We start from the raw sequence: 23,018 nt of genomic DNA, 5'->3' as shown, positions 1-23,018 counted from the left end.
TATACATGGATTATAACCATATCAAGGCCATACATATTATTTTTGTGGTGAGCTGGTTCGCTGGATTATTCTATTTGCCACGCTTATTTGTTTATCATACCGAAGCTAACACTAAGCCTGAACTCGAACGAGATATTATCCAAGAGCAGTTCAAGAAGATGGAAAAGGTTTTGTTCAATGCCATCATGGTTCCCGCTATGTGGTTGACCCTTATTTCGGGTGCGACGTTGGTATATTGGTCTTGGTGGGATAGTTTTGCACAACATGGCTGGTTGCATCTTAAATTAAGCTTTGTGGTAGGACTTTTGATTTACCATTTTCTTTGTCGAAAAATTATTTTTGAGCTTCGCGAAGGTAAATTTCGATTTACAAGCTTTCAATTAAGGCTTTATAACGAAGTAGCAACGATATTCCTTTTTGCGATTGTTTTTCTAGTAATTCTAAAAAATACCATCGACTGGATTTGGGGTGTAGTAGGATTATTAGTCTTTGCAGTACTGATTATGACAGCAGTAAAAATTGCAAAATCACTCAGAGAGAAGAGGAAATAGCTTGAGAGTGACAAAGGTATTAAGACACAAAGGCACAAAGTGAAAACAAACTCTACACTTTGTGCCTTTGTTACTTTATGCCTTTGCCACTTTCCTAATACTTACTTTTTACCCTTTTTCTTGGCGTATTTGCAGGTATTAGGTAAAGATTTGATAAAATAAGACTTATAGTTCAAAGCTTTAGGATCCATACAACCTTCTAGCTGTAATACTTCAACTTTACGGAATTCAACAGGGTGGCTTTCACTTTGAAGAGAAATATAACCTTCATTCAATAGTTTTCCATCGGGTTTGAAGGCAGGGTTATAGGCATCAACATTACCCCCTCCTACTTGAGGTTTTTGATATTCCAACACCATTTCTCCATTTACATAATGTCTTACCAATGAATCACCCAAGACCATCACTTCGGCTCTTACCCATTGGTCACCGTCGTATGTTTTTGATTTGGAGTTGATACAGTGTGGCGTAAATAGCTTGCCATTCATTTCTACATTTGTTCCTGGTGTACAAAGGTTACAAGTAGTACGCTCGCCCTTGCCTGAGCCACCTAAAAGCTGTACTTCAATCGAAATTGGAAAATCTTGGTCTTTCCCCATTGAAGCTGCTGGCTGACAGTGAAGCATGATACCGCTGTTACGATATGCCCATCCTGGTCCTTCAGGCGCTTGCTCGCCTACAAAACGATATTCGGTAGCGATGATGTAGTTGGAGAATTTCTTTTTGTAGAAAATATGACCAAATTTTTCATCAAACTTATCGTAACCATCATACGACACAACCAATTTTCCGTCTTTTACACGAAACGTGTTGGCAAAGTTGTCATTCAAATCATAATGGCGGATTTTGATGTCCCAGCCATCTAAGTTTTTTCCATTAAATAGTTGCTCCCATTCTTTTGTATCACTCTTTTTTTGTCCAAAAGTCATACACGAAAGTCCTAAAAGCAGAGAGGTAATCAGACGTTTTTTCATTGTTATTGATAGTTGGTAATTAATTTCAGTAAATTCTGTGGGTAAAATAAATTTTATCGGCAATAGGCTTTAAGCGTTATGTTGTAAGCTAAAAGTTTAAAAGTGCTTCGAATGAAAATCTCTAATACATTTTGAAAAATGACCACAGCATAAAAATCAAACTTTACACTCCTAATTCACAACTCGTAATTCAGCACTAATATCTATCTAGTCCATTCATCGTTGACAATCCTCCAGATATTCAGCGGATTTTGACTTTGTAGTTCGGCAGGTAATAGTTTTTCTGGAAAATTTTGAAAACTGGCTGGTCGTACCCAGCGTTTAATAGCGTCGGGACCAACCGCACCAAAACGAGAATCAGTTGTAGCGGGAAATGGACCTCCATGTTGCATCGCATAACAAACCTCAACACCAGTAGGTACGCCATTAAAAATGAGGCGACCACATTTATTTCTAAGAGTTTCAAAAATGGCAGGATGACTTTGTAACTCCTCTTCTGTTGCCATCAAAGTAGAGGTAAGTTGACCTTCTAAATGTTCGATAACTTTCAACAAATCATCCAAATCGGTGCATTTTACAATCAATGAGTATGGCCCAAACACTTCTTGATGTAAAGTAGGATTTTCTAAAAATATACTACTCGATACCGAGGCTATAGTTGGAATAGCCTGAATAATACCAGTTTTTTCGGCTAACGATTCTACTTCTGTTTTGACACCTTCTTGCGATAATGCTACGGTTCTTTTTCCTTCAAAATTTTGATAAATTCCAGCATTGAGCATAGCCGCCGGTGCTACCTGTTCAACGGCTTTACTGAGCATTTTGATGAAAGTATCCAAATCCGGATTATCTGTTGCCAGAATTAGCCCAGGATTAGTGCAAAACTGTCCCATACCCAAAGTAATCGAATTGGCATAAGTAAGAGCAATTTGTGATGCCTCTTCTTTGAGTTTTTCAGGCATTAACACTACAGGATTGATACTACCCATTTCCGAAAATACAGGAATTGGTTCAGGGCGTTGATTTGCCAAATCAAAAAGCGCTTTTCCTCCGTTGAGTGACCCCGTAAAACCAACGGCTTTGGTTATAGGATGCAATACCAATGCTCGACCAACTTCAAAACTGTGTCCAGCCACGTGTGCAAATGTACCATCTGGTAAACCACAAGTTGATACAGCTTTTGAAACAGCTTCCGCTACCATTTCGGAGGTTTTGGCATGAGCAGGGTGACCTTTTACCACAACGGGACAACCAGCAGCTAAAGCCGAAGCGGTATCGCCTCCTGCCGTAGAATAAGCAAAAGGAAAATTGCTGGCACCAAAAACGACAACTGGGCCAATGGGAATCAACATTTTGCGAATATCTGGACGAGGCATCGGTTCTCGTTCAGGCAATGCGGTATCAATACGAGCCTCAACCCACGAGCCTTCCTCCAGCAAACGGGCATTGGTTTCAAGCTGAAAACAGGTACGTGTGCGCTCGCCTATGAGTCGAGCCTCTGGAATATTAGTTTCTTGATGTGCTGTTTGAATTAAACTATCACCTAAATCCAAGATATTTTGTGCAATTGTTCTGAGAAAAACAGCTTTCTCCTTTCCTGAAACTTTACGATATATCTTAAAAGCCTCAGAGGCTTTTTGCATGACTGAATCAATATGTTGCTGAAGGTTTTCCATGAGTTTGTTTTTTGTAAAGAACTATATAGAGAACTAAGACATGGAAGAAACCTATTTTCCACATTTAGTACCCAAAAATCATTTCATAAGCAATTTAACAGCCTATCTGTAATTTAGTGTTCTTGACTGAAGGTTATCTTTTATAAATGGAGATTACTCTCATATTTCAACTGCATATAATCAAGATAAAATACAAAAAGCCCAAGGGATACCCCTTAGGCTCAAAAAATATTTTAACGCTTTAGCCAGTAAGCCGTAGGCATTAGGCAAAAAAGCTTAAATTATTTCATGAGAAATTCATTTCAACTTTTAGCCTAGAGCTTAATGCGGGTAAAATTATTTTAATTTTGCCCACTAACTTAAGTAATCGTGCAGAATTAAATTTAAGAAATTGATGAGATAAAATATTAGTAATCATAAAATTACACCCAAAACTCATCACTCACAATTCAGCACTCATACTTAATTATCGTCATCCTCAACCTTTCGTTTTTGTTGTTTGGGTGCTTCATAAATCAATTTTCCTGTGTTATCTCTCTCTTGAAGAACAACCGCTTCGCCTTTTTCGAATTTATCTTTGGGATACATCGTTTCTTTTTTCAGACGACCCATAGCACCAAATTGATGATATTCTCTCCAACGACCCACCTTGATACTATCTTCAAATTTCCCTTCTTCTTTGAGCTGTCCACCATCGTAAAATGAACGATATTCACCAGTTACTTTCCCAAATTTTACAGGGATTACTTCTTTTAGTTTCTTTTGTTCTTTGTCATAATACGAAAAATGAGAGTCTGCTGGAAAGCCATTTTTGTATTTATCTTTTGTCAAAAGAATAAATTCTTGATTGTAAGTTTCCCAACGACCATCCTTTACACCAACATAAAAAAAGCCTTCTTCAACTAATTCATCGTTGACGTATTTCTTGTAAGGCCCATGACAAACTTCACCATACTCTAGATCTTTACGAGGGGTATTAGTAATACGACGTAGTTTTGGATCATACCACCAAATTTCTTTGGCATAAACACTTGGTGTAGCTTCATCAGGATTTCTCAATACGTTAATTTCTTCCACAGTAAAGCGGTTGCCCGTACCATATTCGCCGATACGGCGTTCAAACTTGATTCCCGAATATTCGTCTTTAGGCGCTTTTTTTACTTTTTTACCTTTCTTGGTATCTTTTTTTACTTTCAAACCAAGGTCACCGCTTAAGTCAGCTGAAAACTCTTCGGCTTTTTCTTTATTATTTTTTATATCGTCTTTTACGTCCGAAATAGTCTTCTTTGCATTTTTGATATTATCGAGCACATCAGTCTGGATAAGTCCTCCCAAAATCCCTTTTTTGCGAGCGGTAGTATCGGTTTTGGGCTTACTACTCGACTTAAATTCGTCTTTTTGTTGGGCAATACAAGTTACAGTACTATGAAGTAGTAAGATGGAAATCAACGAGATAAAAGTAGTGGGAAAGGATAAACTTCTCATGGGTAGCACGTAGTCAAAGGCTAATCTATTACTTTTGCAAACGAAAAATTTGCTTATTTATTTTTAAACAAAAGAAGGAAGAGAAATCTTGTTATCCAAATTTCAACAAAAAGCCTTCTGGCAAAACTCTTGAATTTAGGTGATATTTGTAAACTTTTGTTTTGCAAAAAAATGTTATTTAAGATATAAATCGCTGGAAATGATTCTGTTTTCCAGAACATCAATAATCAATTAACCCGTGGAAAAAGACGCAAAAATCTATGTAGCAGGACATCGTGGAATGGTGGGTTCTGCCATTTTACGAGCATTACAAAAAGCAGGATATACCAATTTTCTGCTTCGTACATCTAAGGAATTAGACTTACGCAACCAACAGGCAGTAGCAGATTTCTTTGCTGCCGAAAAACCTGACTATGTATTCCTTGCTGCTGCCAAAGTGGGTGGTATTGTAGCTAATAACACTTATCGTGCCGATTTCTTGTACGAAAACCTTTCGATACAGAACAATGTCATTCATAGTGCTTATGTAAATAAGGTGACGAAATTGATGTTTTTGGGTTCTTCTTGTATTTATCCAAAATTAGCGCCACAGCCTTTAAAAGAAGAATACTTGTTGAGTGGCTATTTGGAATATACCAATGAGCCTTATGCTATTGCCAAAATTGCAGGTATCAAAATGTGCGAAGAATATCGCAATCAGTATGGCTGTAATTTTATTTCGGCAATGCCTACCAATTTGTATGGTCCTAACGATAATTATGACTTACAAAACTCACACGTATTGCCAGCAATGATTCGTAAATTTCATGAGGCAAAAATCAACGGTGCTCCCAAAGTAACACTTTGGGGTACAGGCTCTCCTATGCGTGAGTTCTTACACGCTGACGATTTGGCAGAAGCATGCTTATATTTGATGGAAAATTACAACGAGCGTGAGTTGGTAAATATAGGAACAGGTACCGACGTAACCATCAAAGAATTAGCGAATACCGTAAAAAATGTAGTAGGTTTTGAAGGTGAACTAGTATGGGATACCTCTAAACCAGATGGGACACCACGCAAATTGATGGATGTTTCAAAACTACACAGTTATGGTTGGAAACATAAAATTGAATTAGAAGAGGGAATTGGTTTGGCTTATCAAGATTTCTTGACCAATCATGACGCTTTAAGATTGTAAAAAATAGCTTCAGGTTAATCACAACCAATAACCTGAAGTAAAATAGTAATAGAGTTATCATCAAAAGCTTACAAACCTTCCTGATAACATATCACTATTCACCAGTAACAAACATTTACAATGATGACGAAAGAATGGTTTAGCTCGTGGTTTGATTCGCCTTATTATCACATTCTTTACAAAGAACGTGATGACAAGGAGGCTCAGCTTTTTATGGACCAACTATCATCGTATTTACAAATTCAGCCAGAACATCATATTATGGATTTGGCCTGTGGTAAGGGGCGTCACGCTATTTATCTCAATCAAAAAGGGTTTGAGGTAACAGGTGTTGACTTATCGCCACAGAGTATTGCTTTTGCTAAAATTTACGAAAATGCACATCTTCATTTTTTTGTGCACGATATGCGTGAAGTTTTTGAAGAAAGATATTTCGATTTTATCCTAAACCTATTCACTAGCTTTGGCTATCTCGAAAATCACGACGAAAATATCAAGGCATTTCAGGCGGCAGCTCGCAACCTGCGCAAAGGAGGTATTTTTGTGATGGATTTTTTCAATACAGAATACGTGAAAAAACAACTATTACCTTTTCAGGTAAAAGAAATTGACGGTATTCGTTTTGAGATTACTAAAACCTTGCAAGAGGGCTTTATCATCAAAGATATAGATTTTACGGACGAGGGTCATGAATATCACTTTCATGAAAAAGTACAAGCTATTTCATTGACTGATTTCCAGCATTATTTCTCAGCGGCGGGTTTAAAACTCAAGCAAATTTTTGGAGATTATCATCTCAATACTTTTGATATTGAAACATCGCCACGAATGATTTTTATTTTAGAAAAATAGCGTAAGCTTAGCCAAAAGGGACAAAGCGAAGCTTTGTGAATACGCTTTGCCCCTTTTGCTAACATCTAATAAAAGGCATCTTCAAAATGCTTGATTTCGAAACCATCTGAGCGAAAAATAATCGATATGACATCAAATCGTATTTGTTTGTGCCAATTGGTTTTGTAAACGTAAAAATCAGCTGCACGTTTGACTAGCGAGACTTTGAGTTTGCTAACTGCGGCTTCGGGCATTCCGAATTTGATATTCTTGCGGGATTTTACCTCAACAAAGACTAAAAAAATGCCTTTTCGGATAATTAAATCCACTTCGGCATGACCATAACGGTAATTTCGGGCTACAATTTCGTAGCCTTTGTCGATTAAATAGGACGCAGCCAAGTCTTCTGCTTCGCGACCAGTGTCTAGGTGTTCGGCCATTGAATTATCTATTAGGGTTTGTTGTTTGATAAGAAAATAAATATTTTTTACTTTAAATTTCTTTGGCACTAGAAAGAACAGTGTTGTGAAAAATGGAACAGCATAAAAAGGTAAAGTTTCAGAGTTTAGGAGTAATAGATTACCAAGAAGCTTGGGATTATCAAGAAAAACTCCATGCTGAAATAGTAGAGATTAAACTACAAAACCGTAAAATTAGTCCTGAGGAAACCCCAAGGGCAACGCCTAACTATCTTTTGTTTTGTCAGCATCCGCATGTATATACGCTAGGAAAAAGTGGTAAACCAGAGCATTTATTGTTGGACGACGAAGGTTTGGAGAAGTATCATGCCCAGTATTTTAAAATCAACCGAGGAGGCGATATTACCTATCATGGTTACGGTCAGTTGGTGGGTTATCCGATTTTTGATTTAGAAAATTTCTTTACCGATATTCATCGATACATGCGTTTTATGGAAGAAGCCGTAATTCGTACTTGTGCAGATTACGGTATCGAAGCAGGTCGAATCGATGGGCTCACAGGTGTATGGATTGATTTTGTTGAACAAAAAAATCCTCGTAAAATCTGTGCTATGGGTGTAAAAGCTAGTCGTTGGGTCACTATGCACGGCTTTGCCTTGAATGTAAATACCGACTTGAGTTATTTTTCTCATATTGTACCCTGTGGAATCGACGATAAAGCTGTGACATCTATTTCGTTGGAAGTTGGTCGCGAGATAGAAATGACTGAAGTAGAAAGTCGCATGTTAGGGCATTTGAAAGAGATATTTGAATTTGAAATAGCGTAAGTGATTGAATACGATTTTTTCTAAAATGAGAAAATTAATAATTTCTAGTAAAAAGAAGGTATTATTCTAAACTCACGGACTTAGCAAAAAATGAATGATGGAAACATTTGGAAATGACATACATAAAATTATTCACGGAGATGCTTTGGATGCTCTAAAATCGCTACCAGACAGTTCTGTTGACCTCATATTTGCTGATCCACCTTACAATATTGGGAAGAATTTTAATGGACATATTGAAAAATGGAAAACTGAAGAAGCTTATTTAGATTGGTGTTATCAATGGCTTGACTTATGTATCCAAAAGCTCAAACCAAGAGGTAGTTTTTATGTAATGACTGCTACTCAATTTATGCCATATTTTGATATATTTCTTCGCAAAAAACTAGATATACTTTCAAGAGTAGTTTGGAGTTATGACAGTTCAGGAGTGCAGGCAAAAAAATATTTTGGTTCGATGTATGAACCAATATTGTTCTGTGTAAAAGACAAAAATAATTATACGTTCAATGCAAATGATATTTTGGTAGAAGCCAAAACTGGAGCTAAACGTAAACTTATTGATTATCGCAAGGCTGTCCCTTCTGTTTATAGCTCTGAGAAAGTACCAGGTAATGTATGGGATTTTCCACGCGTGCGGTACCGTATGGATGAATACGAGAACCATCCAACCCAAAAGCCTATTGCATTACTGGAGCGAATTATTAAGGCAAGTTCTAATGAAGGTGATTTGGTTTTAGACCCCTTTTCTGGAACTTTTACTACTTGTTTTGTTGCTAAAAAACTCAATAGAAACAGTATCGGAATAGAGTTACAAGATGAGTATATCAAAATAGGGTTAAGACGTTTACAATTGGCAGACGAGTACAAAGGTGAAAAACTTCACAGAGACGTTCGCACTTTTGAAACTGAAAAAACAGCGAATATTAACCAAACAACCCTATTTGAACCCAATGGAACATATATTCACGGCTAATATCAAAAAAGCCTTAACAAAATATTTTGGGAAACATAGCGAGGATATTTTTAATAATAGTCAGTTAATTCAATACTTAAATTTTAAAACACAGTCGGTAAATAAAGGCTCAAAAGCTCGGTCTAGTTTTGCTAATCTGTACGCTATTTATGTTATTATTGAAGATTACTTGGCTCATGGCTATGATAAACAAGGTGGCTACGCAGATTATGAAGGTGCGGCTTTTGTAAGCTTGTTTACTAGACAAAGAGAATTGCCATTTGGTAGTAAGTTGCAAAACCATACTTTAAATAACCGTATGAATGCGGAGTTTCAAAAGTATTTTCCAACTTCTGATTTTATTCCTATTCTAAGAAATCTTGAAACAAATCGATACTGGATAAACGAACATCTGCTTACTGTAAAAATTGGTGAAACTACGTACAATTTAGCCGATGTAATCATTGAAATTATTGATGAATATATAAGAACAAAGTAAGATGCTTTCCAACGTTTCATAAAAACTCTTGAAGAATTTAAAGAAATAGAGAAGTCAAATCCAGACGAAGTAATTGAATTTATCATTAATCTGCTTGCACCGAATGTTGACGCACGACTTTTTGAAATTGTGAGCTTTTCTATTCTTAAGTATTATTATCACGATCAACACATATATTGGGGCAATGAAGTAGATCAATTAACGAAAGAAAACCTACAGCTTTTCAAAACGGGAAGAACCAACGCAAATGATGGCGGAATTGACTTTGTTATGAAGCCCTTGGGGCGTTTTTTTCAAGTAACAGAAACGTTAGACTTTAAGAAGTACTTTCTGGATATAGACAAAATTCAAAAATTTCCCATCACGTTCGTTATCAAATCAGAGGAGTCAGTTGATAATATTTTGACGAAAATTAAGAATAATACAAGCAAAATTTATTTGATTACAGCTATTGTTGATAAGTATATGAGCTGTATTGAAGAAATAATTAATATTCCAGTACTTAACCAACGCTTTATGGATAGTATAAAATTAGGGTATCTCAAAAATATTTTAGAGGAGATAATTACACAAAGTAAGGTCGAGTTCAACTATACTGAGATGCCTGAAATAGATGAGTCTATAGAATAGCAAATTTGAATAATAGAGATTCTATTTTATCAACTTTATTATGAAGTAATGATAGAACACAATATAAAATGAATAGAGAGGTCTTCTCATATTTTACGAAGAATACAACAAAGCATTTATGAAAAAAGATATAATCCATCCTACCGTTGATGGCGTAAAAGTAGCTGTTGCACGTCGTCAGGATGAACTTGGAAATGTCCTTTGGGATGTATATTTAATTAATCGCTTGAAAAACCCTATTGATACGGTATTTGTAACATCAAGTGGTTATGGAATTGATTTGGAAGGAAATAAAATCAAAACGGCTTCTTTACGTCATTTTTTTAAAGAAATTCCTGCTGAAGAAATCGTCAAAATAGAGCCTATCTCACCAGATGTTTTTCATATCAATAATGAATATTGGGTGAGTTATTATATTGGGAATCAGATTTTTGATAAAAAGTTTATCTTTGTTCCTGATAGTATTCGTGAAGAAAACCTAATTCCAATAGCTCAATTGGAGCTTGAAGGGGTACTCCATGAATAACCATTTTGGCTGATAGTAATCTATCAGCCAGTTTTACTACACTTTAACCATTACCTTCTATGCTTGACTTAGCTAAAATCGCAAAAAATCTCTTATTTATTGATATCGAAACTGTTTCTGCTCACGGAAGTTGGGATGAAGTGCCTACACGTATGCAAGAATTTTGGTCAAAAAAAGCAAGTTATATGCAAAACCCTCACCAATACGATGAAGGAAAATTGTATTTTGAACGAGCGGGGATTTATGCTGAGTTTGGTAAAGTCGTAGCGATTGGCTTAGGCTTTTTTCATTGGGACGACGACAATCAACTTTGTTTCAAGGTAAAAACACTCACCGCCGATTCGGAAACAGAGCTTTTATCGCAATTCTCATCACTCATTGAATCCAAATATAAAGGTAATAGCCTCATGCTTTGTGCACACAACGGCAAGGAGTTTGATTATCCATATCTATGTAGACGAATGTTGATAAATGAAGTTAATATTCCCAAATCCTTGCAATTAGCAGGTAAAAAACCATGGGAAATACCTCATTTGGATACTTTAGAGTTGTGGAAGTTTGGTGATAAGAAAAATTATACCTCTTTAGATTTACTGGCAGCCATTTTCAATATACCAAGCAGTAAGGTTGAGTTGAGTGGCGATTTGGTAAATCACACCTATTATGTGGAAAAAGATCTTCCTAAAATTGCCAGATATTGCCAGGAAGATGTCGTCGTATTAGCGCAGCTCTATCTAAAATTTCATAATCTACCTTTAGTTCCTGAAGACAATATCGAAAGAATTTAAGTTAATAGTATATCAGTTATTGAATTGCAGAAGTATAACCCACTTTTGGGGAGTAGCAAAGGTGGGTTTTCATATTTCCGAAATCAAAAATCTCAAATCCGAAATAACACATTCACTAAATCATAACTCACACAATAGCAATAAGTATTAGTACTTATTCAACTGATGTACCTACAGGGAAAAATCGAGAATATAGAGTTCATATCCTTAAATTCTCTAAATTTGATGTTTTAATGCTATCAATAAGCCATGAAACATTATATACTCTTAATCACTAGCCTTCTGTATTTGCTTTTTGCTCAGACTAGCCATGCGCAGCTATATACACAACCTAAAGCTGAAAAGCTATTACAGTCTTATCGAGAAGAACTGACCAGCTTTAGAAAAGAACATCCTAAAAAGCGTAATCTCCCAGATGCGAAGTTTTTCTTTTTTGGAATGGGCAATCGTCCCAAAATGTTTTACAAAGATGGGCGAATTGTTGCACTAAGTGATAAGCGTGTGATTCGTCGTTGGAAAATAAAATCTGCCCTGATTGTACCTTCAGAATATTTGGTACATTTGGAATTGCAAGACGGACGTGCTGTCGATATTCAAGAAGACGAAACAGGCGTGTATGTGTATGAAAATAGCCTTCAGATTATTCTTGCCGAAAGTCCTATTACCTTACCAACCTTTAGTGATAAAAAATTCCCTACGGTATTAAGAACGCTACATCATGAACTATTGATGAACATTCAGGAAGGAAAACCATTGGCAAATGCCTTAGTTTATACCAAACCTTGGTTTAAAAGTGCTGCTATTATTACAATGGCGCTAAAAAAGACCAATAACTTATCTTTAATAGAAGCCTGGATTAAAGGCTTGAATACGCCTTTTGACCGTAATAATAATGCTGGCTATGCTGAGGCTGACAACCTAGGGCAAGTATTATATATGCTTTCGACAGTTGCTGATAAAAAGCATCCTTTGGTGAGTAAAATTTTGGATGAAGCAGATAATTTTGACAAAGAAGGTTTCATTGAAGGTCGTACTGCTGATATGCTTCCGCACCCTGTTTACCAGACAAAATGGTTGAAATTTGGCCTAAAAGAAATGCAGTTGCCCGATAAATACAAAATTCCCGCACAATATGATTCTTATTCTTCTCTGATTTGGTGGGATTTTCAAAAAGATTATGTGAAAGGAGATCAGGTAGATGATAACTTGGCTTTAAACTCGCCACAATATGTGTGGGCCGAAGATCATTTTTTCAAACAAAATAAAGGTCCAATCTCGGCTCGTGAATACCCTTTGACATGGGAAGCAGAAGTAATAGATTTGAACTACGAATCACTCGGTATTATTGACCAAACCTTGGTGGATTTACGCATTGCTCCAACCAACGCTTGGCAGGCTGCTGAAATGTTGTTGCTTTTGTTGGAGTAGAATATTGTAAGGCACAAAGTGGATTTATAGCGATAGGTATTAGGCTTTAGGCAATAGTTGAAAAGTAGATTTTCTCTTGCTTAAAGCCTAATCTTATAGAAAATACTCTTTTAAATTCCACACTCCCAACTCCGCAATCCGCACTCGATTAGATTCTTTCTTTTCCTCCTTCGTATTTTTTGGGAGCATACAAAAAACCAAATGCTTCTGCTCCATCGCGTGTATGTACTTTGTGGTGAATAAAGTGGGCACGCATAATCCTTTTCATATACTTGCTTTTGGCGACGTATTTAATTTTGAGACGACGATGAACAATAATATCATGGAAAATAAAGTAAAATGTGCCGTAAAGCGCCACACCTAGCCCTATCCAGAACAAAAACCATAACTCTGGCACTAAATCTCCTACTATAATTGTAACAGTAGAAATAAGACCGAATACCACCGAAAACAAATCGTTTTTTTCTAATACTTCATTATGGTGTACATGATGGGATTCGTGCCAATTCCACATGATACCGTGCATGATATATTTATGAGTAAACCACGCAAATCCCTCCATAAAGAAAAACGTGCCGAAGAACAGTCCAAGTTTGAGTAACATAATTTTGAGTAGATGTCTGGTTAAAATCTAAAGGTTTAACCAATAAATAAATACAATTGTTTGGTGAAGATACATGCAGATTTGTAAAAACCGTACTCTTGAAAATCACTTTATTAGCCTGCCATTGCGCCAAAATCCCTATCTTTGCAAACTAAAATTTGTTAGGCAAGCCAGCTTAAGCTTTAGGTATTCACAATTTTTATTCCAAATCAATAGTATCGAAAGCAAACAAGCTTTTGCCGACAGCAATAGATTCATACAAATATGATTTCAAAAACGTACACTCCACAAGAAATTGAAGCCAAATGGTATCAATATTGGCTTGACAACAAGCTATTTGCATCCAAGCCTAATCCTGATAAAGAACCTTATTCAATAGTCATTCCGCCACCAAATGTTACGGGCGTTTTGCACATGGGACACATGTTGAATAATACCATCCAAGACGTCCTTATTCGTAAGGCTCGAATGGAAGGTAAAGAGGCTTGTTGGGTGCCTGGTACAGACCACGCTTCGATTGCAACAGAAGCTAAAGTCGTGGCGATGTTGAAAGAGAGAGGTATCGAGAAAAAAGATATTACTCGTGAGGAGTTTTTGGAATATGCCCACGAATGGAAAGATAAATACGGCGGTATTATCCTAGAACAGTTGAAGAAATTAGGTGCTTCTTGTGACTGGGATAGAACTCGCTTTACCATGGAGCCATCTTTGTACGAAGCCGTAATTGATACGTTCGTTCGTTTGTACGGAAAAGGACAGATTTATCGTGGCGTTCGTATGGTTAACTGGGACCCACAAGGTAAAACAGCTCTTTCAGACGAAGAAGTAATTGAAAAGGATGTTCAGGCAAAACTTTTCCATATCCAATATCCAGTAGTTGGTGCTGAAGGTGAGTTTTTGACGATTGCAACTACGCGTCCTGAAACCATCATGGCCGATACTGCTATCTGTGTGAATCCAAACGATGAACGCTATGTAGCATATCATGGTAAATCAGTAGAGATTCCATTGTTGGGTCGTGCTATTCCTGTAATTACTGACGAATACGTAGCCATGGATTTTGGTACAGGTTGTTTGAAAGTAACACCTGCCCACGATTTGAATGACTACGAATTAGGCTTAAAGCATAAATTACCTGTTATCGATATTTTGGATGACGCTGGTTTCTTGAATGAAAAAGCCGTTTTATATGTTGGTCAAGATCGTTTTGCCGCTCGTCGCAATATCGTAAAAGATTTAGAAGAGGCAGGATTCTTAGTAAAAGTTGAAGAATACAAATCAATCGTTAAAACTTCAGAACGTACTGGTGCTGTAATCGAGCCAAAATTGTCGTTGCAATGGTTCTTGAAAATGGAAGACATTTCAAAACCTGCACTCGAAAACGTAATGAATGACAACGTTAAGTTGTATCCTTCAAAATTTAAAAATACCTACCGCTCATGGATGGAAAACGTACATGACTGGTGTATTAGCCGTCAGCTTTGGTGGGGACAACAAATCCCAGCGTTTTATTTGCAAGATGGTACTGTAATCGTGGCAAAGAACAAACGTGAAGCATTGCGTAAAGCTCAACACGAATTGCAATTGTTTGCCTTGACTGAGGAGGATTTGACACAAGACCCAGACGTATTGGATACTTGGTTCTCGTCTTGGTTGTGGCCAATTTCGGTATTTGATGGTATCGAAAACCCTGAAAACGAAGATATTAAATACTACTACCCTACCAATGATTTGGTAACTGGACCAGATATTTTGTTCTTCTGGGTAGCTCGTATGATTATCGCAGGTTACGAATGGCGTGACGAATTACCATTCCGCAATGTGTACCTGACAGGTATTGTACGTGATAAGCAAGGTCGCAAAATGTCCAAATCATTGGGTAACTCTCCAGACCCATTAGATTTGATTGCGCAGTACGGTGCCGATGGCGTTCGTACGGGCTTGTTGGTTTCAGCACCTGCGGGTAACGACTTACTTTTTGATGAAAAACTGTGTGAACAAGGACGTAACTTCTGTAATAAAGTTTGGAATGCGTTCCGTTTGGTAAAAGGCTGGGAAATTGCTGATGCAGAACAGCCAACAGGTAATACATTAGCGATTAAATGGTTTAACTCAAAAATCAGTCAGGTTGTAATTGAAGTTCAAGACCATTTTAGCAAATTCCGTATTTCGGATGCCTTGTTGTCGATTTATAACTTGATTTGGGATGATTTCTGTGGACAATATCTCGAAATTATCAAACCTACTTTTGGTTCACCAATTGACCAAGCTACGTATGATGCTACTATTGATATTTTTGAAAAATTAATGGCTTTGGCTCATCCATATATGCCATTTATTACCGAAGAAATCTGGCAAGCTATTGCAGAGCGTCAAGAAGGTGAAAGTATTTGCCGCGCCGCTTATCCAGTAGCTGGCAAAATCGATACACAAGTATTAGCAGATTTTGAAATCTTGTTTGGTATTGTTTCAAAAGTTCGTGAAACTCGTAATACTAAGCAAATTTCACCAAAGACAGAGTTGCCATTGGCGATTAAAACCGAAGATGTAGCCCGTTACAAACAATTAGAATCTATCATCGTGAAGCTAGCAAATACCTTTGCGATAGAGTACGTTTCTAGCAATGTCGAAAACGCTATTTCTTTTGTACTAAAAGCTGATGAATTCTTTATAAGTCTTGAAGGAGAACTAGACGTAGAAGCTGAATTAGCAAATGCTACCAAAGAGTTAGAATATAACTTAGGATTCAAAAAATCGGTTGAAGCAAAATTGTCAAACGAAAGATTTGTCAACAATGCAAAACCTGATGTAGTAGAAAAAGAACGCCAAAAGTTAGCCGATGCCGAGTCGAAGATTAAGGCATTGGAAGAGACTATCGCTCGTTTGAAAGCAATGTAAGATTATACATCTCATAAAAGCCCCTTGTAAGGTATTTTGCCTTACAAGGGGCTTATTTTTTATCATAATTTCAAAACAACTATTTCAAAGCTTCCTTAGAATCGTTATAAATAATTAGCCAAATTTAGGATGTTTGACATAAAATCGGCTAAAAAAGACTTATCCACAATTAGGGGCTTTTCCACAGTGGATAAGTTTGCAATGTGGATAACTTTTGTGGAAAATTGCTAGTTTTTCATTAAAAATGGATAGATACGGTTATAAAACTGTCTATTTTTCAACATTTTTGTAAAAATGAGCAATAAGATTAAACTTTTCTACATTACTTTACTCCAACCAGAAAATAAAAATAATCCAATCTATAAAAGTTTTTATTACTAAATACTTTTGGATTGGATTTAACAACTACCTTTGTTTCATGAAACAATTTATTGCCATATTTCTAAGTATTACACTCCTGTTGGGAAGTCTCTTCCCAAAGGTGGATGCTTTGCAATTGGCAAAAATAGGTGAGTTGGTGAAGCACTACCAGTGGCATTGTAAAACCGAAGAAAGCAATATGAGCTTTTTGAGTTTCTTAGCTATGCACTATTCGGCTGCCTCAAAGCATACCAAAACTGCTAAACACTCGCATTCACACTTACCTAGTCTGGACTCTCAGGCGGTTCATGCCTTTTTGCCATCTTTTTGTCAGCAAATTTCGCTGAAATTTAAGCCCATTATTAAGGTTTTTGTTGGTCCCAACTTTGCTTGGCAAAACCTTTATGACTTCTTATTAGCCTCGTCGCTACTCAATCCACCCCGATTCTAATCGAATACCTTCCTTTTATTTCAAATTAACATTCTTGGCTCTTTATTGAGAGAAAGTGAATGAGTGATTTACTATTGAGCATTTTGTGGTTAAATACGTAGATGAATTTTAATAATCTCATCAAAATTTCATGTATTTACCCTTTTCTCAATCATCAGCATGACTATAAGTTTGAGTGTAGTAATGAATTTAAACGATTCAAATCATTATTCAGCACTCCTACTTGGATTGATGTTTTGAGAGATTCATAAACGATTATAATCACTCAATTACTAATTCACTCAATAACCAGCCTCACTACCTTTATTTTAAAAACTAATGATAGATTCATTAATTCGATTCAGCATAAATCAAAAGCTGATTATTGGATTATTTGTCTTGAGCTTAATTGCTTGGGGTGGAATTTCCTTGACTCAGCTTACCGTAGACGCCCTGCCAGATATTACATCTAACCAAGTGCAGGTAATCACTCAATCTCCCGCTTTACCTGCTACTGAGGTTGAAAAATTCATTACTATTCCACTAGAAATCTCATTACGAACCGTTCCGAATACGAAAGAAATTCGCTCTTTTTCGAGAATGGGTTTGTCAATCATCACGGTCGTCTTTGAAGATGACGTTCCTATAGAAAAAGCTCGACAGCAAGTAACTGAAAAGCTTAAGGAAGCCGAACCAAATCTGATTGCAGGAGCTGGGCGTCCCGAATTAGCACCTATTACGACGGGACTTGGAGAGTTTTACCAATATACCCTGGCAGTTGATCCAAAATTTAAAAATAACTATTCTCTCACGGAGCTTCGTACGATTCAGGACTGGATTGTGAAAAGACAATTACTTGGTATCAAGGGAGTTGTAGAGGTGAGTTCTTTTGGAGGAAATCTGAAACAATACGAAGTAGCATTCAATCCAGAACGATTAAGTGCAGCCAATATAACCTTAAATGAGTTGTTTACTGCCTTGCAAGATAATAACTCGAACTCAGGCGGTAGCTATATCGAAAAAGGTACGGACGCCTATTTTATCCGCTCTGAAGGAATGGTAAAAAATGTCGAGGACATTGGCAATATCGTAGTGGCTAATCGCGGGGGGCTTCCTGTATTAGTTAAAGATGTGGCTAAGGTGCAGTTTGGACGCGCTGTTCGTTATGGGGCAATGACACGCAATGGCGAAGGCGAGGCAGTCGGAGCTGTGGTGTTGTTGCTCAAAGGTGCTTCGGCTCAGGTCGTAACTCAAGATGTAAAAGCTAGAATCAAAGAAATTCAAAAATCACTTCCAGAAGGCATTACAATTCAACCTTTTTTGGATCGTAGTAAGTTGATTGACAAAGCAATAGGTACGGTAGAGAAAAACTTGGTAGAAGGAGGCCTAATTGTGATTTTTGTTTTGGTTTTACTCTTAGGAAATCTTCGTGCTGGGCTTGTTGTAGCCTCTGTGATTCCACTATGTTTGTTGTTTTCATTTAGTATGATGAACCTCTTTGGAGTATCGGCCAATTTGATGTCATTGGGAGCTATTGACTTTGGGTTGATTGTGGACGGCGCCGTGATTATTGTCGAAGCTATCATTCATCATTTACACGAAAGAGCTCAAAAGTCAGGAACACATACCCTAACATTGACGCAACAAGAAATGAACGACGAAGTATATCATTCTGCCGTAACAATTCGTAAGTCAGCAGCCTTTGGAGAGATTATCATTTTGATTGTGTATTTCCCAATATTAGCCTTGACGGGTATCGAGGGAAAAATGTTTAAACCTATGGCACAAACGGTTGGTTTTGCTATAGTCGGAGCATTGATTTTATCGCTGACCTATGTTCCTATGATGTCGTCTTTGTTATTGAGCAAAAAAGTCAATTTGAAAGAGACAATTTCTGATAAAATTATCAACTTTTTATACAAATTCTACGCCCCTATTATTCGCTGGGTATTGCATCACAAGGCGGTGGTAGTTGGTGGAGCAGTGGCGATGTTTGCGGGTAGTTTATTGTTATTCAATTCATTGGGTGGTGAGTTTATTCCAGAGTTAAACGAAGGCGATTTTGCGGTTGAGACGCTTTTGCATAGCAATGCTTCTTTATCGCAAAGTATCAAAATGAACAACCAAGCTCAACAAATTATACTTCGTGAATTTCCAGATGAGGTAAGTCAAGTGGTATCTCGTATTGGAGCATCCGAAATTCCTACTGATCCTATGGGAATCAATTCATGCGATTTAATTATTGAATTAAAAGACATGAAGCACTGGAAAAAAGCAGAAACGATGGAAGAGCTTTCTGCCAAAATGGATGATGCCTTGTCGGAATTACCTGGAGTAAATTTTGAATTTACACAACCTATTCAAATGCGTTTTAATGAGCTAATAGCAGGAACTAAATCTGATGTTGCGATTAAAATTTTTGGAGAGGACTTGGATATTTTATACCAAAAAGCACAAGAAAGTGCCAAGCATATTGCCAAAATCGAAGGCGTTGGAGATTTGAAAGTTCAACAAATTGAAGGCGTTCCACAAATGGTAGTTGATTATAATCGTGAGAAAATAGCTCAGTATGGTCTCAAAATAAAAGAACTCAACGCTCTTGTTAAGACTGCCTTTGCTGGCGAAGAGGCTGGCGTAGTATATGAAGGAGAAAAACGCTTTGGGTTGGTTGTACGCCTCGATTCTGTGTATCGCAAAGATTTACAAAATATCAGTGATTTATATGTTGATTTGCCAAATGGTGGTAAAATTCCTTTGGCTCAAGTAGCAACAATTTCGTATCAGGATGCTCCAACCGAAATTGCTCGCGACAATGCACGTCGTCGTATTACGATTGGTATCAACGTTCGTAATCGTGATGTCGAAAGCTTGGTGCATGAAATACAACAGGTTTTAGACAAAAAAGTAGAACTTCCTGTAGGGTACAACTTTGTATATGGTGGGGCTTTTGAAAACCTCAATGCCGCCAAAAGTCGTTTGGCAATAGCAGTGCCTGTTGCGCTATTCCTCATTTTTGCTTTACTATTTTTTACCTTTAATTCTCTCAAAGAAGCACTTATCATTTTTGCAGCTATTCCATTGTCTGCTATTGGCGGCGTAATGGCGCTATGGCTTCGTGGAATGCCCTTTTCGGTGTCGGCTGGTATCGGATTTATTGCCTTGTTTGGGGTGGCGGTGCTCAATGGTATCGTGTTGATTGCCTACTTCAATAACCTCGAAAAACAAGGTATTAGCGATATTTACGAGCGCATAATCGAAGGTACCAAGACTCGTTTTCGTCCTGTTGTAATGACAGCTTCTGTGGCCTCTTTAGGCTTTTTACCAATGGCACTTTCTCATTCGCCAGGTGCTGAGGTGCAGCGTCCTTTGGCTACAGTAGTAATAGGAGGCTTGCTTTCTGCTACCCTTTTGACCTTGGTAGTTTTACCTGCTATTTATAGTTTGGCGGCATCAAGAGTCAAAATAAAACCCTCAACAGCAAGTATCATATTATTGTTTTTGGGACTAGGGTTTGCTTCTTTTTCACAGGCTCAAACATCAGTATTATCACTAGAAAATTGTATTGAAAAGGCTGTTCAACAAAATCAAAGCTTACAAGTAGGAAAGCTAGAGATTTCAGGCAGTAGGGCTTTGGAAAAAACGGCAAAGGACTTACCCAAAACCAGTTTTGATACTCAATTTGGTCGTACTCAGACCTATACCAATAATGATGTAACTTTTAGTTTGGGACAATCATTTGCCTTTCCGTCTTTGTATAAAGCACAAGAAAATTTGTTGAAAAGTCATACTGCCTCGTCCGAAAAGCGTTTGAATATGACAAAGAATCAAGTAGTAGCGGAGGTAAAAAGTTTGTATTATCAAATTTTGCTTAATACACAATTACTCAAAGTAGTTCAGCAACAAGATAGTTTGTATCAAAGTGCTTTCAAGGCGGCTTCGTTGCGCTATCAAACGGGCGAAACCAATTTATTAGAAAAGGTATCTACCGAAACACGTTTGCACGAAATCCAAAATAGGATCCAAAGTATTTTGGCAGATGAAAAAAGTCTATATCAAAGCCTCTCTTTTTTACTTAATATGCCTGCTGATTTTGTGATTGATGCCAATACCAATATGCAAAAAGTATTGCAGTTTCAGGCCATAGAGCTGAGCAATAATCCCTATTTGGATGTATTGAAACAACAAATCGAAATAAGTCAATTACAAACCAAGCTTGAAAAAGAGCGGTTGAAACCTGATTTTAAAGTGGGTATTACCAATCAAAGTATCGAGCGAAATTATAATCAAAATTTTGTTCAAGCAGGATTAAATTTTCCTTTGTTTGCCAAAGCTCAAAAAGCTCGTATCAACGCCGCAGGCATCAGTGAACAAATCGCCAAAGAAAACCTTTCCTTGGCCCAGCAACAAACGGCAAAACAATTACAGTCACTGATGATTCAGTTGAATAAACTGCAAAAATCGGCTCAGTATTACCAAAAATCAGCTATTCCACAGGCTAATTTGATGATTAGTACAGCACATAAAAGCTATCAGGCTGGTGAAATCGAATATGTGGAATTTGTTCAAAGCATTACTCAAGCTTGGCAAATAAAAGAAATGTATTTGAATGAAGTACACAATTTAAACCAAGTAATTATCAATATCGAAACTCTCGTAGGTCATGAATAAGAAAGCCCCAATATATATAGCCCTTTTGTCAAGTTTACTTTTATGGAACTGTTCAAAAGACCCCAAATCCGAAACTGCTACTGAAGTAGCTACCGAAAAAATAGTCGATATCGTTCATGTGAGCGAAGCCCAATCCAAAAATATTCAGTTGCCAGTAGGTGATTTTGAACAAACTATCGTAGGCGAGGAAATCACCGCCAACGGTAAAGTGGAAGTACCACCTCAACAAATGATTTCGGTGAGCGTACCAATCGCAGGTTTTGTCAAAAGCTTTAGCCTATTACCAGGCACGCCCGTTCGTAAAGGTCAGGTATTGGCAGTGGTACAAAGTATGGAATATGTTCAACTACAACAAGAATACTTGCAAGCGTTAAGCAAACAAAAATTCCAAGAACAGGATTTGAGCCGCCAAGAAACCCTGAATCAAGAAAATGTGGGTTCGAAAAAGAAATTGCAACAAATTGATGCTGAATACCAAACTGGTAAAGCAATTATCAATGGCTTAGAAGAAAAACTCAAACTAATAGGTTGTAATATTTCTAAATTAAAATCAGGTACGATTACTCCATCAATCAACGTGGTATCTCCTATCAATGGTGTTACCAAAATGGTTTATGTCAATATTGGAAAAAACATCGCCCCTACCGATGTCATGATGGAATTAGTGAGCCGTGAACACATGCACTTAGAGTTAAATGTATTTGAAAAGGATGCAAATAAAGTGCAGGTTGGTCAAACATTATTACTCGAAAACCCAAGATTAGCAGATAAGCCTTTAACAGGAAAAGTGATTTTGGTAGGACAAACCATCGAAGGCCCAACCAAAGCTATTCTGGTTCATGGACACTTGGATAATGAAGTTTTGGAGCAAAAACTCGTAGTAGGACAATACGTAAATACCAAGATTTTGACAGGTAAAAAAGCTGTTCAGACCTTGCCCGAAGATGCTATTGTTCGTCGTGGAGAAGGCGGTTTTATTTATGTGAGACTCAAAGCTAATACGTATCAACAAGTACCTGTAAAATTAGGTATCACCGAGAAAGGAATGGTAGAAGTAATTTTAGAAAAAACGCTTCCATCAAAAGAAATCGTGAGAGCTAATGCTTCGGTTCTACAAGCGATGTTAGCAGGTGGCGAAGGAGAATAGTAGGGTTACTTGTTTTATTAAGACATGAGGTATTCCTAATTTAGTGAATGGTGATTGAGCGATTTAGTGATTATTTTTAATAGGAATTTTATTAGTAGAGACGTAATGCTTTGCGTCTAAAGAGGTATCATCCTGCATATAA

The 23,018-nt window shown here is 37.2% G+C and carries 19 protein-coding genes; 14 read left to right on the top strand and 5 right to left on the bottom strand.

Annotated elements, in window-relative coordinates; genetic code table 11:
* Positions 1–5: 5 nt before the first annotated feature.
* Entirely contained in the window at positions 6–551 is a 546-nt protein-coding gene (locus tag QM491_RS05965; RefSeq protein ID WP_166550926.1) for a CopD family protein, read from the top strand.
* Between the two features lie 101 nt (positions 552–652).
* Here the strand turns inward: QM491_RS05965 and QM491_RS05960 are convergent, their stop codons facing one another.
* The 3 genes from QM491_RS05960 to QM491_RS05950 form a co-directional block, all read right to left on the bottom strand.
* A complete protein-coding gene (locus tag QM491_RS05960; protein ID WP_283326378.1) occupies positions 653–1,525 on the bottom strand; it encodes a 3-keto-disaccharide hydrolase in 873 nt (290 codons plus the stop codon).
* Between the two features lie 203 nt (positions 1,526–1,728).
* On the bottom strand, positions 1,729–3,201 hold the full coding sequence (locus QM491_RS05955; protein WP_283326377.1) for an aldehyde dehydrogenase (NADP(+)): 1,473 nt from the start codon (positions 3,199–3,201) through the stop codon (positions 1,729–1,731).
* A 462-nt stretch (positions 3,202–3,663) separates the two neighbouring features.
* A complete protein-coding gene (locus QM491_RS05950) occupies positions 3,664–4,686 on the bottom strand; it encodes a toxin-antitoxin system YwqK family antitoxin (RefSeq protein ID WP_283326375.1) in 1,023 nt (340 codons plus the stop codon).
* 238 nt (positions 4,687–4,924) lie between these two features.
* Between QM491_RS05950 and fcl the strand changes: the two genes are divergently transcribed.
* Both fcl and QM491_RS05940 read left to right on the top strand, forming a co-directional pair.
* Complete coding sequence (fcl, locus tag QM491_RS05945; RefSeq protein ID WP_283326373.1) at positions 4,925–5,866, top strand: GDP-L-fucose synthase; 942 nt, start codon at positions 4,925–4,927, stop codon at positions 5,864–5,866.
* Positions 5,867–5,986: 120 nt separating this feature from the next.
* The gene (locus QM491_RS05940) at positions 5,987–6,718 is read left to right on the top strand and encodes an SAM-dependent methyltransferase (protein ID WP_283326372.1); all 732 of its coding nucleotides are present in this window, start codon (positions 5,987–5,989) and stop codon (positions 6,716–6,718) included.
* 65 nt (positions 6,719–6,783) lie between these two features.
* Here the strand turns inward: QM491_RS05940 and QM491_RS05935 are convergent, their stop codons facing one another.
* Entirely contained in the window at positions 6,784–7,206 is a 423-nt protein-coding gene (locus tag QM491_RS05935; RefSeq protein ID WP_283326371.1) for a YraN family protein, read from the bottom strand.
* 23 nt (positions 7,207–7,229) lie between these two features.
* Here QM491_RS05935 and lipB point away from each other — a divergent pair, with 23 nt between their 5' ends.
* From lipB to QM491_RS05900, 7 genes are all read left to right on the top strand, one after another.
* Positions 7,230–7,943: a lipoyl(octanoyl) transferase LipB gene (lipB, locus tag QM491_RS05930; RefSeq protein WP_283326370.1), complete on the top strand. Its 714-nt coding sequence runs from the start codon at positions 7,230–7,232 to the stop codon at positions 7,941–7,943.
* 94 nt (positions 7,944–8,037) lie between these two features.
* Positions 8,038–8,919 (top strand): adenine-specific DNA-methyltransferase, encoded by an 882-nt coding sequence (gene yhdJ, locus QM491_RS05925; RefSeq protein ID WP_283326369.1) that lies wholly within the window; start codon positions 8,038–8,040, stop codon positions 8,917–8,919.
* Positions 8,897–9,397 carry a hypothetical protein gene (locus QM491_RS05920; protein WP_283326367.1) on the top strand — a complete coding sequence of 167 codons (501 nt, stop codon included), beginning with the start codon at positions 8,897–8,899 and terminating at the stop codon, positions 9,395–9,397. Before yhdJ ends, QM491_RS05920 begins: the two co-directional genes overlap by 23 nt.
* Before the next feature lie 129 nt (positions 9,398–9,526).
* Positions 9,527–10,027 (top strand): hypothetical protein, encoded by a 501-nt coding sequence (locus QM491_RS05915; protein ID WP_283326365.1) that lies wholly within the window; start codon positions 9,527–9,529, stop codon positions 10,025–10,027.
* Positions 10,028–10,145: 118 nt separating this feature from the next.
* Positions 10,146–10,553, top strand: coding sequence for a hypothetical protein (locus QM491_RS05910; RefSeq protein ID WP_283326364.1), 408 nt, complete (start codon positions 10,146–10,148; stop codon positions 10,551–10,553).
* A gap of 59 nt (positions 10,554–10,612) precedes the next feature.
* Positions 10,613–11,341: a 3'-5' exonuclease gene (locus QM491_RS05905; protein ID WP_283326363.1), complete on the top strand. Its 729-nt coding sequence runs from the start codon at positions 10,613–10,615 to the stop codon at positions 11,339–11,341.
* A gap of 249 nt (positions 11,342–11,590) precedes the next feature.
* Complete coding sequence (locus tag QM491_RS05900) at positions 11,591–12,769, top strand: hypothetical protein (RefSeq protein ID WP_283326361.1); 1,179 nt, start codon at positions 11,591–11,593, stop codon at positions 12,767–12,769.
* 148 nt (positions 12,770–12,917) lie between these two features.
* On the opposite strand, the gene QM491_RS05895 is transcribed toward QM491_RS05900, so the two are convergent.
* Positions 12,918–13,373 (bottom strand): sterol desaturase family protein, encoded by a 456-nt coding sequence (locus QM491_RS05895; protein WP_283326360.1) that lies wholly within the window; start codon positions 13,371–13,373, stop codon positions 12,918–12,920.
* 264 nt (positions 13,374–13,637) lie between these two features.
* Between QM491_RS05895 and QM491_RS05890 the strand changes: the two genes are divergently transcribed.
* The 4 genes from QM491_RS05890 to QM491_RS05875 all read left to right on the top strand — a co-directional run bounded on the left by QM491_RS05890 (position 13,638) and on the right by QM491_RS05875 (position 22,876).
* Entirely contained in the window at positions 13,638–16,271 is a 2,634-nt protein-coding gene (locus QM491_RS05890) for a valine--tRNA ligase (protein WP_283326358.1), read from the top strand.
* 418 nt (positions 16,272–16,689) lie between these two features.
* Positions 16,690–17,082 (top strand): hypothetical protein, encoded by a 393-nt coding sequence (locus QM491_RS05885; protein ID WP_283326356.1) that lies wholly within the window; start codon positions 16,690–16,692, stop codon positions 17,080–17,082.
* A gap of 318 nt (positions 17,083–17,400) precedes the next feature.
* Positions 17,401–21,729: a CusA/CzcA family heavy metal efflux RND transporter gene (locus QM491_RS05880; RefSeq protein ID WP_283326355.1), complete on the top strand. Its 4,329-nt coding sequence runs from the start codon at positions 17,401–17,403 to the stop codon at positions 21,727–21,729.
* A complete protein-coding gene (locus QM491_RS05875) occupies positions 21,722–22,876 on the top strand; it encodes an efflux RND transporter periplasmic adaptor subunit (protein WP_283326354.1) in 1,155 nt (384 codons plus the stop codon). The genes QM491_RS05880 and QM491_RS05875 overlap by 8 nt, the downstream gene beginning before the upstream one ends.
* Positions 22,877–23,018 lie beyond the last annotated feature (142 nt).

Source organism: Flectobacillus longus, assembly GCF_030056705.1.
In the GTDB taxonomy this organism is placed as follows: domain Bacteria; phylum Bacteroidota; class Bacteroidia; order Cytophagales; family Spirosomataceae; genus Flectobacillus; species Flectobacillus longus.
Note: the sequence above shows the minus strand (reverse complement) of the source record. Positions and strands in the feature narration are given on the sequence as shown.

What these genes read in the sequence shown, in the direction of transcription:
- QM491_RS05955 (WP_283326377.1), bottom strand. Translation starts at nt 3,201, where the DNA reads ATGGAAAACCTTCAGCAACATATTGATTCAGTCATGCAAAAAGCCTCT.
- QM491_RS05875 (WP_283326354.1), top strand. Translation starts at nt 21,722, where the DNA reads ATGAATAAGAAAGCCCCAATATATATAGCCCTTTTGTCAAGTTTACTT.
- QM491_RS05895 (WP_283326360.1), bottom strand. Translation starts at nt 13,373, where the DNA reads ATGTTACTCAAACTTGGACTGTTCTTCGGCACGTTTTTCTTTATGGAG.
- yhdJ (WP_283326369.1), top strand. Translation starts at nt 8,038, where the DNA reads ATGATGGAAACATTTGGAAATGACATACATAAAATTATTCACGGAGAT.
- QM491_RS05965 (WP_166550926.1), top strand. Translation starts at nt 6, where the DNA reads ATGGATTATAACCATATCAAGGCCATACATATTATTTTTGTGGTGAGC.
- QM491_RS05940 (WP_283326372.1), top strand. Translation starts at nt 5,987, where the DNA reads ATGATGACGAAAGAATGGTTTAGCTCGTGGTTTGATTCGCCTTATTAT.
- QM491_RS05900 (WP_283326361.1), top strand. Translation starts at nt 11,591, where the DNA reads ATGAAACATTATATACTCTTAATCACTAGCCTTCTGTATTTGCTTTTT.
- lipB (WP_283326370.1), top strand. Translation starts at nt 7,230, where the DNA reads ATGGAACAGCATAAAAAGGTAAAGTTTCAGAGTTTAGGAGTAATAGAT.
- QM491_RS05890 (WP_283326358.1), top strand. Translation starts at nt 13,638, where the DNA reads ATGATTTCAAAAACGTACACTCCACAAGAAATTGAAGCCAAATGGTAT.
- QM491_RS05960 (WP_283326378.1), bottom strand. Translation starts at nt 1,525, where the DNA reads ATGAAAAAACGTCTGATTACCTCTCTGCTTTTAGGACTTTCGTGTATG.
- QM491_RS05905 (WP_283326363.1), top strand. Translation starts at nt 10,613, where the DNA reads ATGCTTGACTTAGCTAAAATCGCAAAAAATCTCTTATTTATTGATATC.
- QM491_RS05950 (WP_283326375.1), bottom strand. Translation starts at nt 4,686, where the DNA reads ATGAGAAGTTTATCCTTTCCCACTACTTTTATCTCGTTGATTTCCATC.
- QM491_RS05920 (WP_283326367.1), top strand. Translation starts at nt 8,897, where the DNA reads ATGGAACATATATTCACGGCTAATATCAAAAAAGCCTTAACAAAATAT.
- QM491_RS05885 (WP_283326356.1), top strand. Translation starts at nt 16,690, where the DNA reads ATGAAACAATTTATTGCCATATTTCTAAGTATTACACTCCTGTTGGGA.
- QM491_RS05910 (WP_283326364.1), top strand. Translation starts at nt 10,146, where the DNA reads ATGAAAAAAGATATAATCCATCCTACCGTTGATGGCGTAAAAGTAGCT.
- QM491_RS05880 (WP_283326355.1), top strand. Translation starts at nt 17,401, where the DNA reads ATGATAGATTCATTAATTCGATTCAGCATAAATCAAAAGCTGATTATT.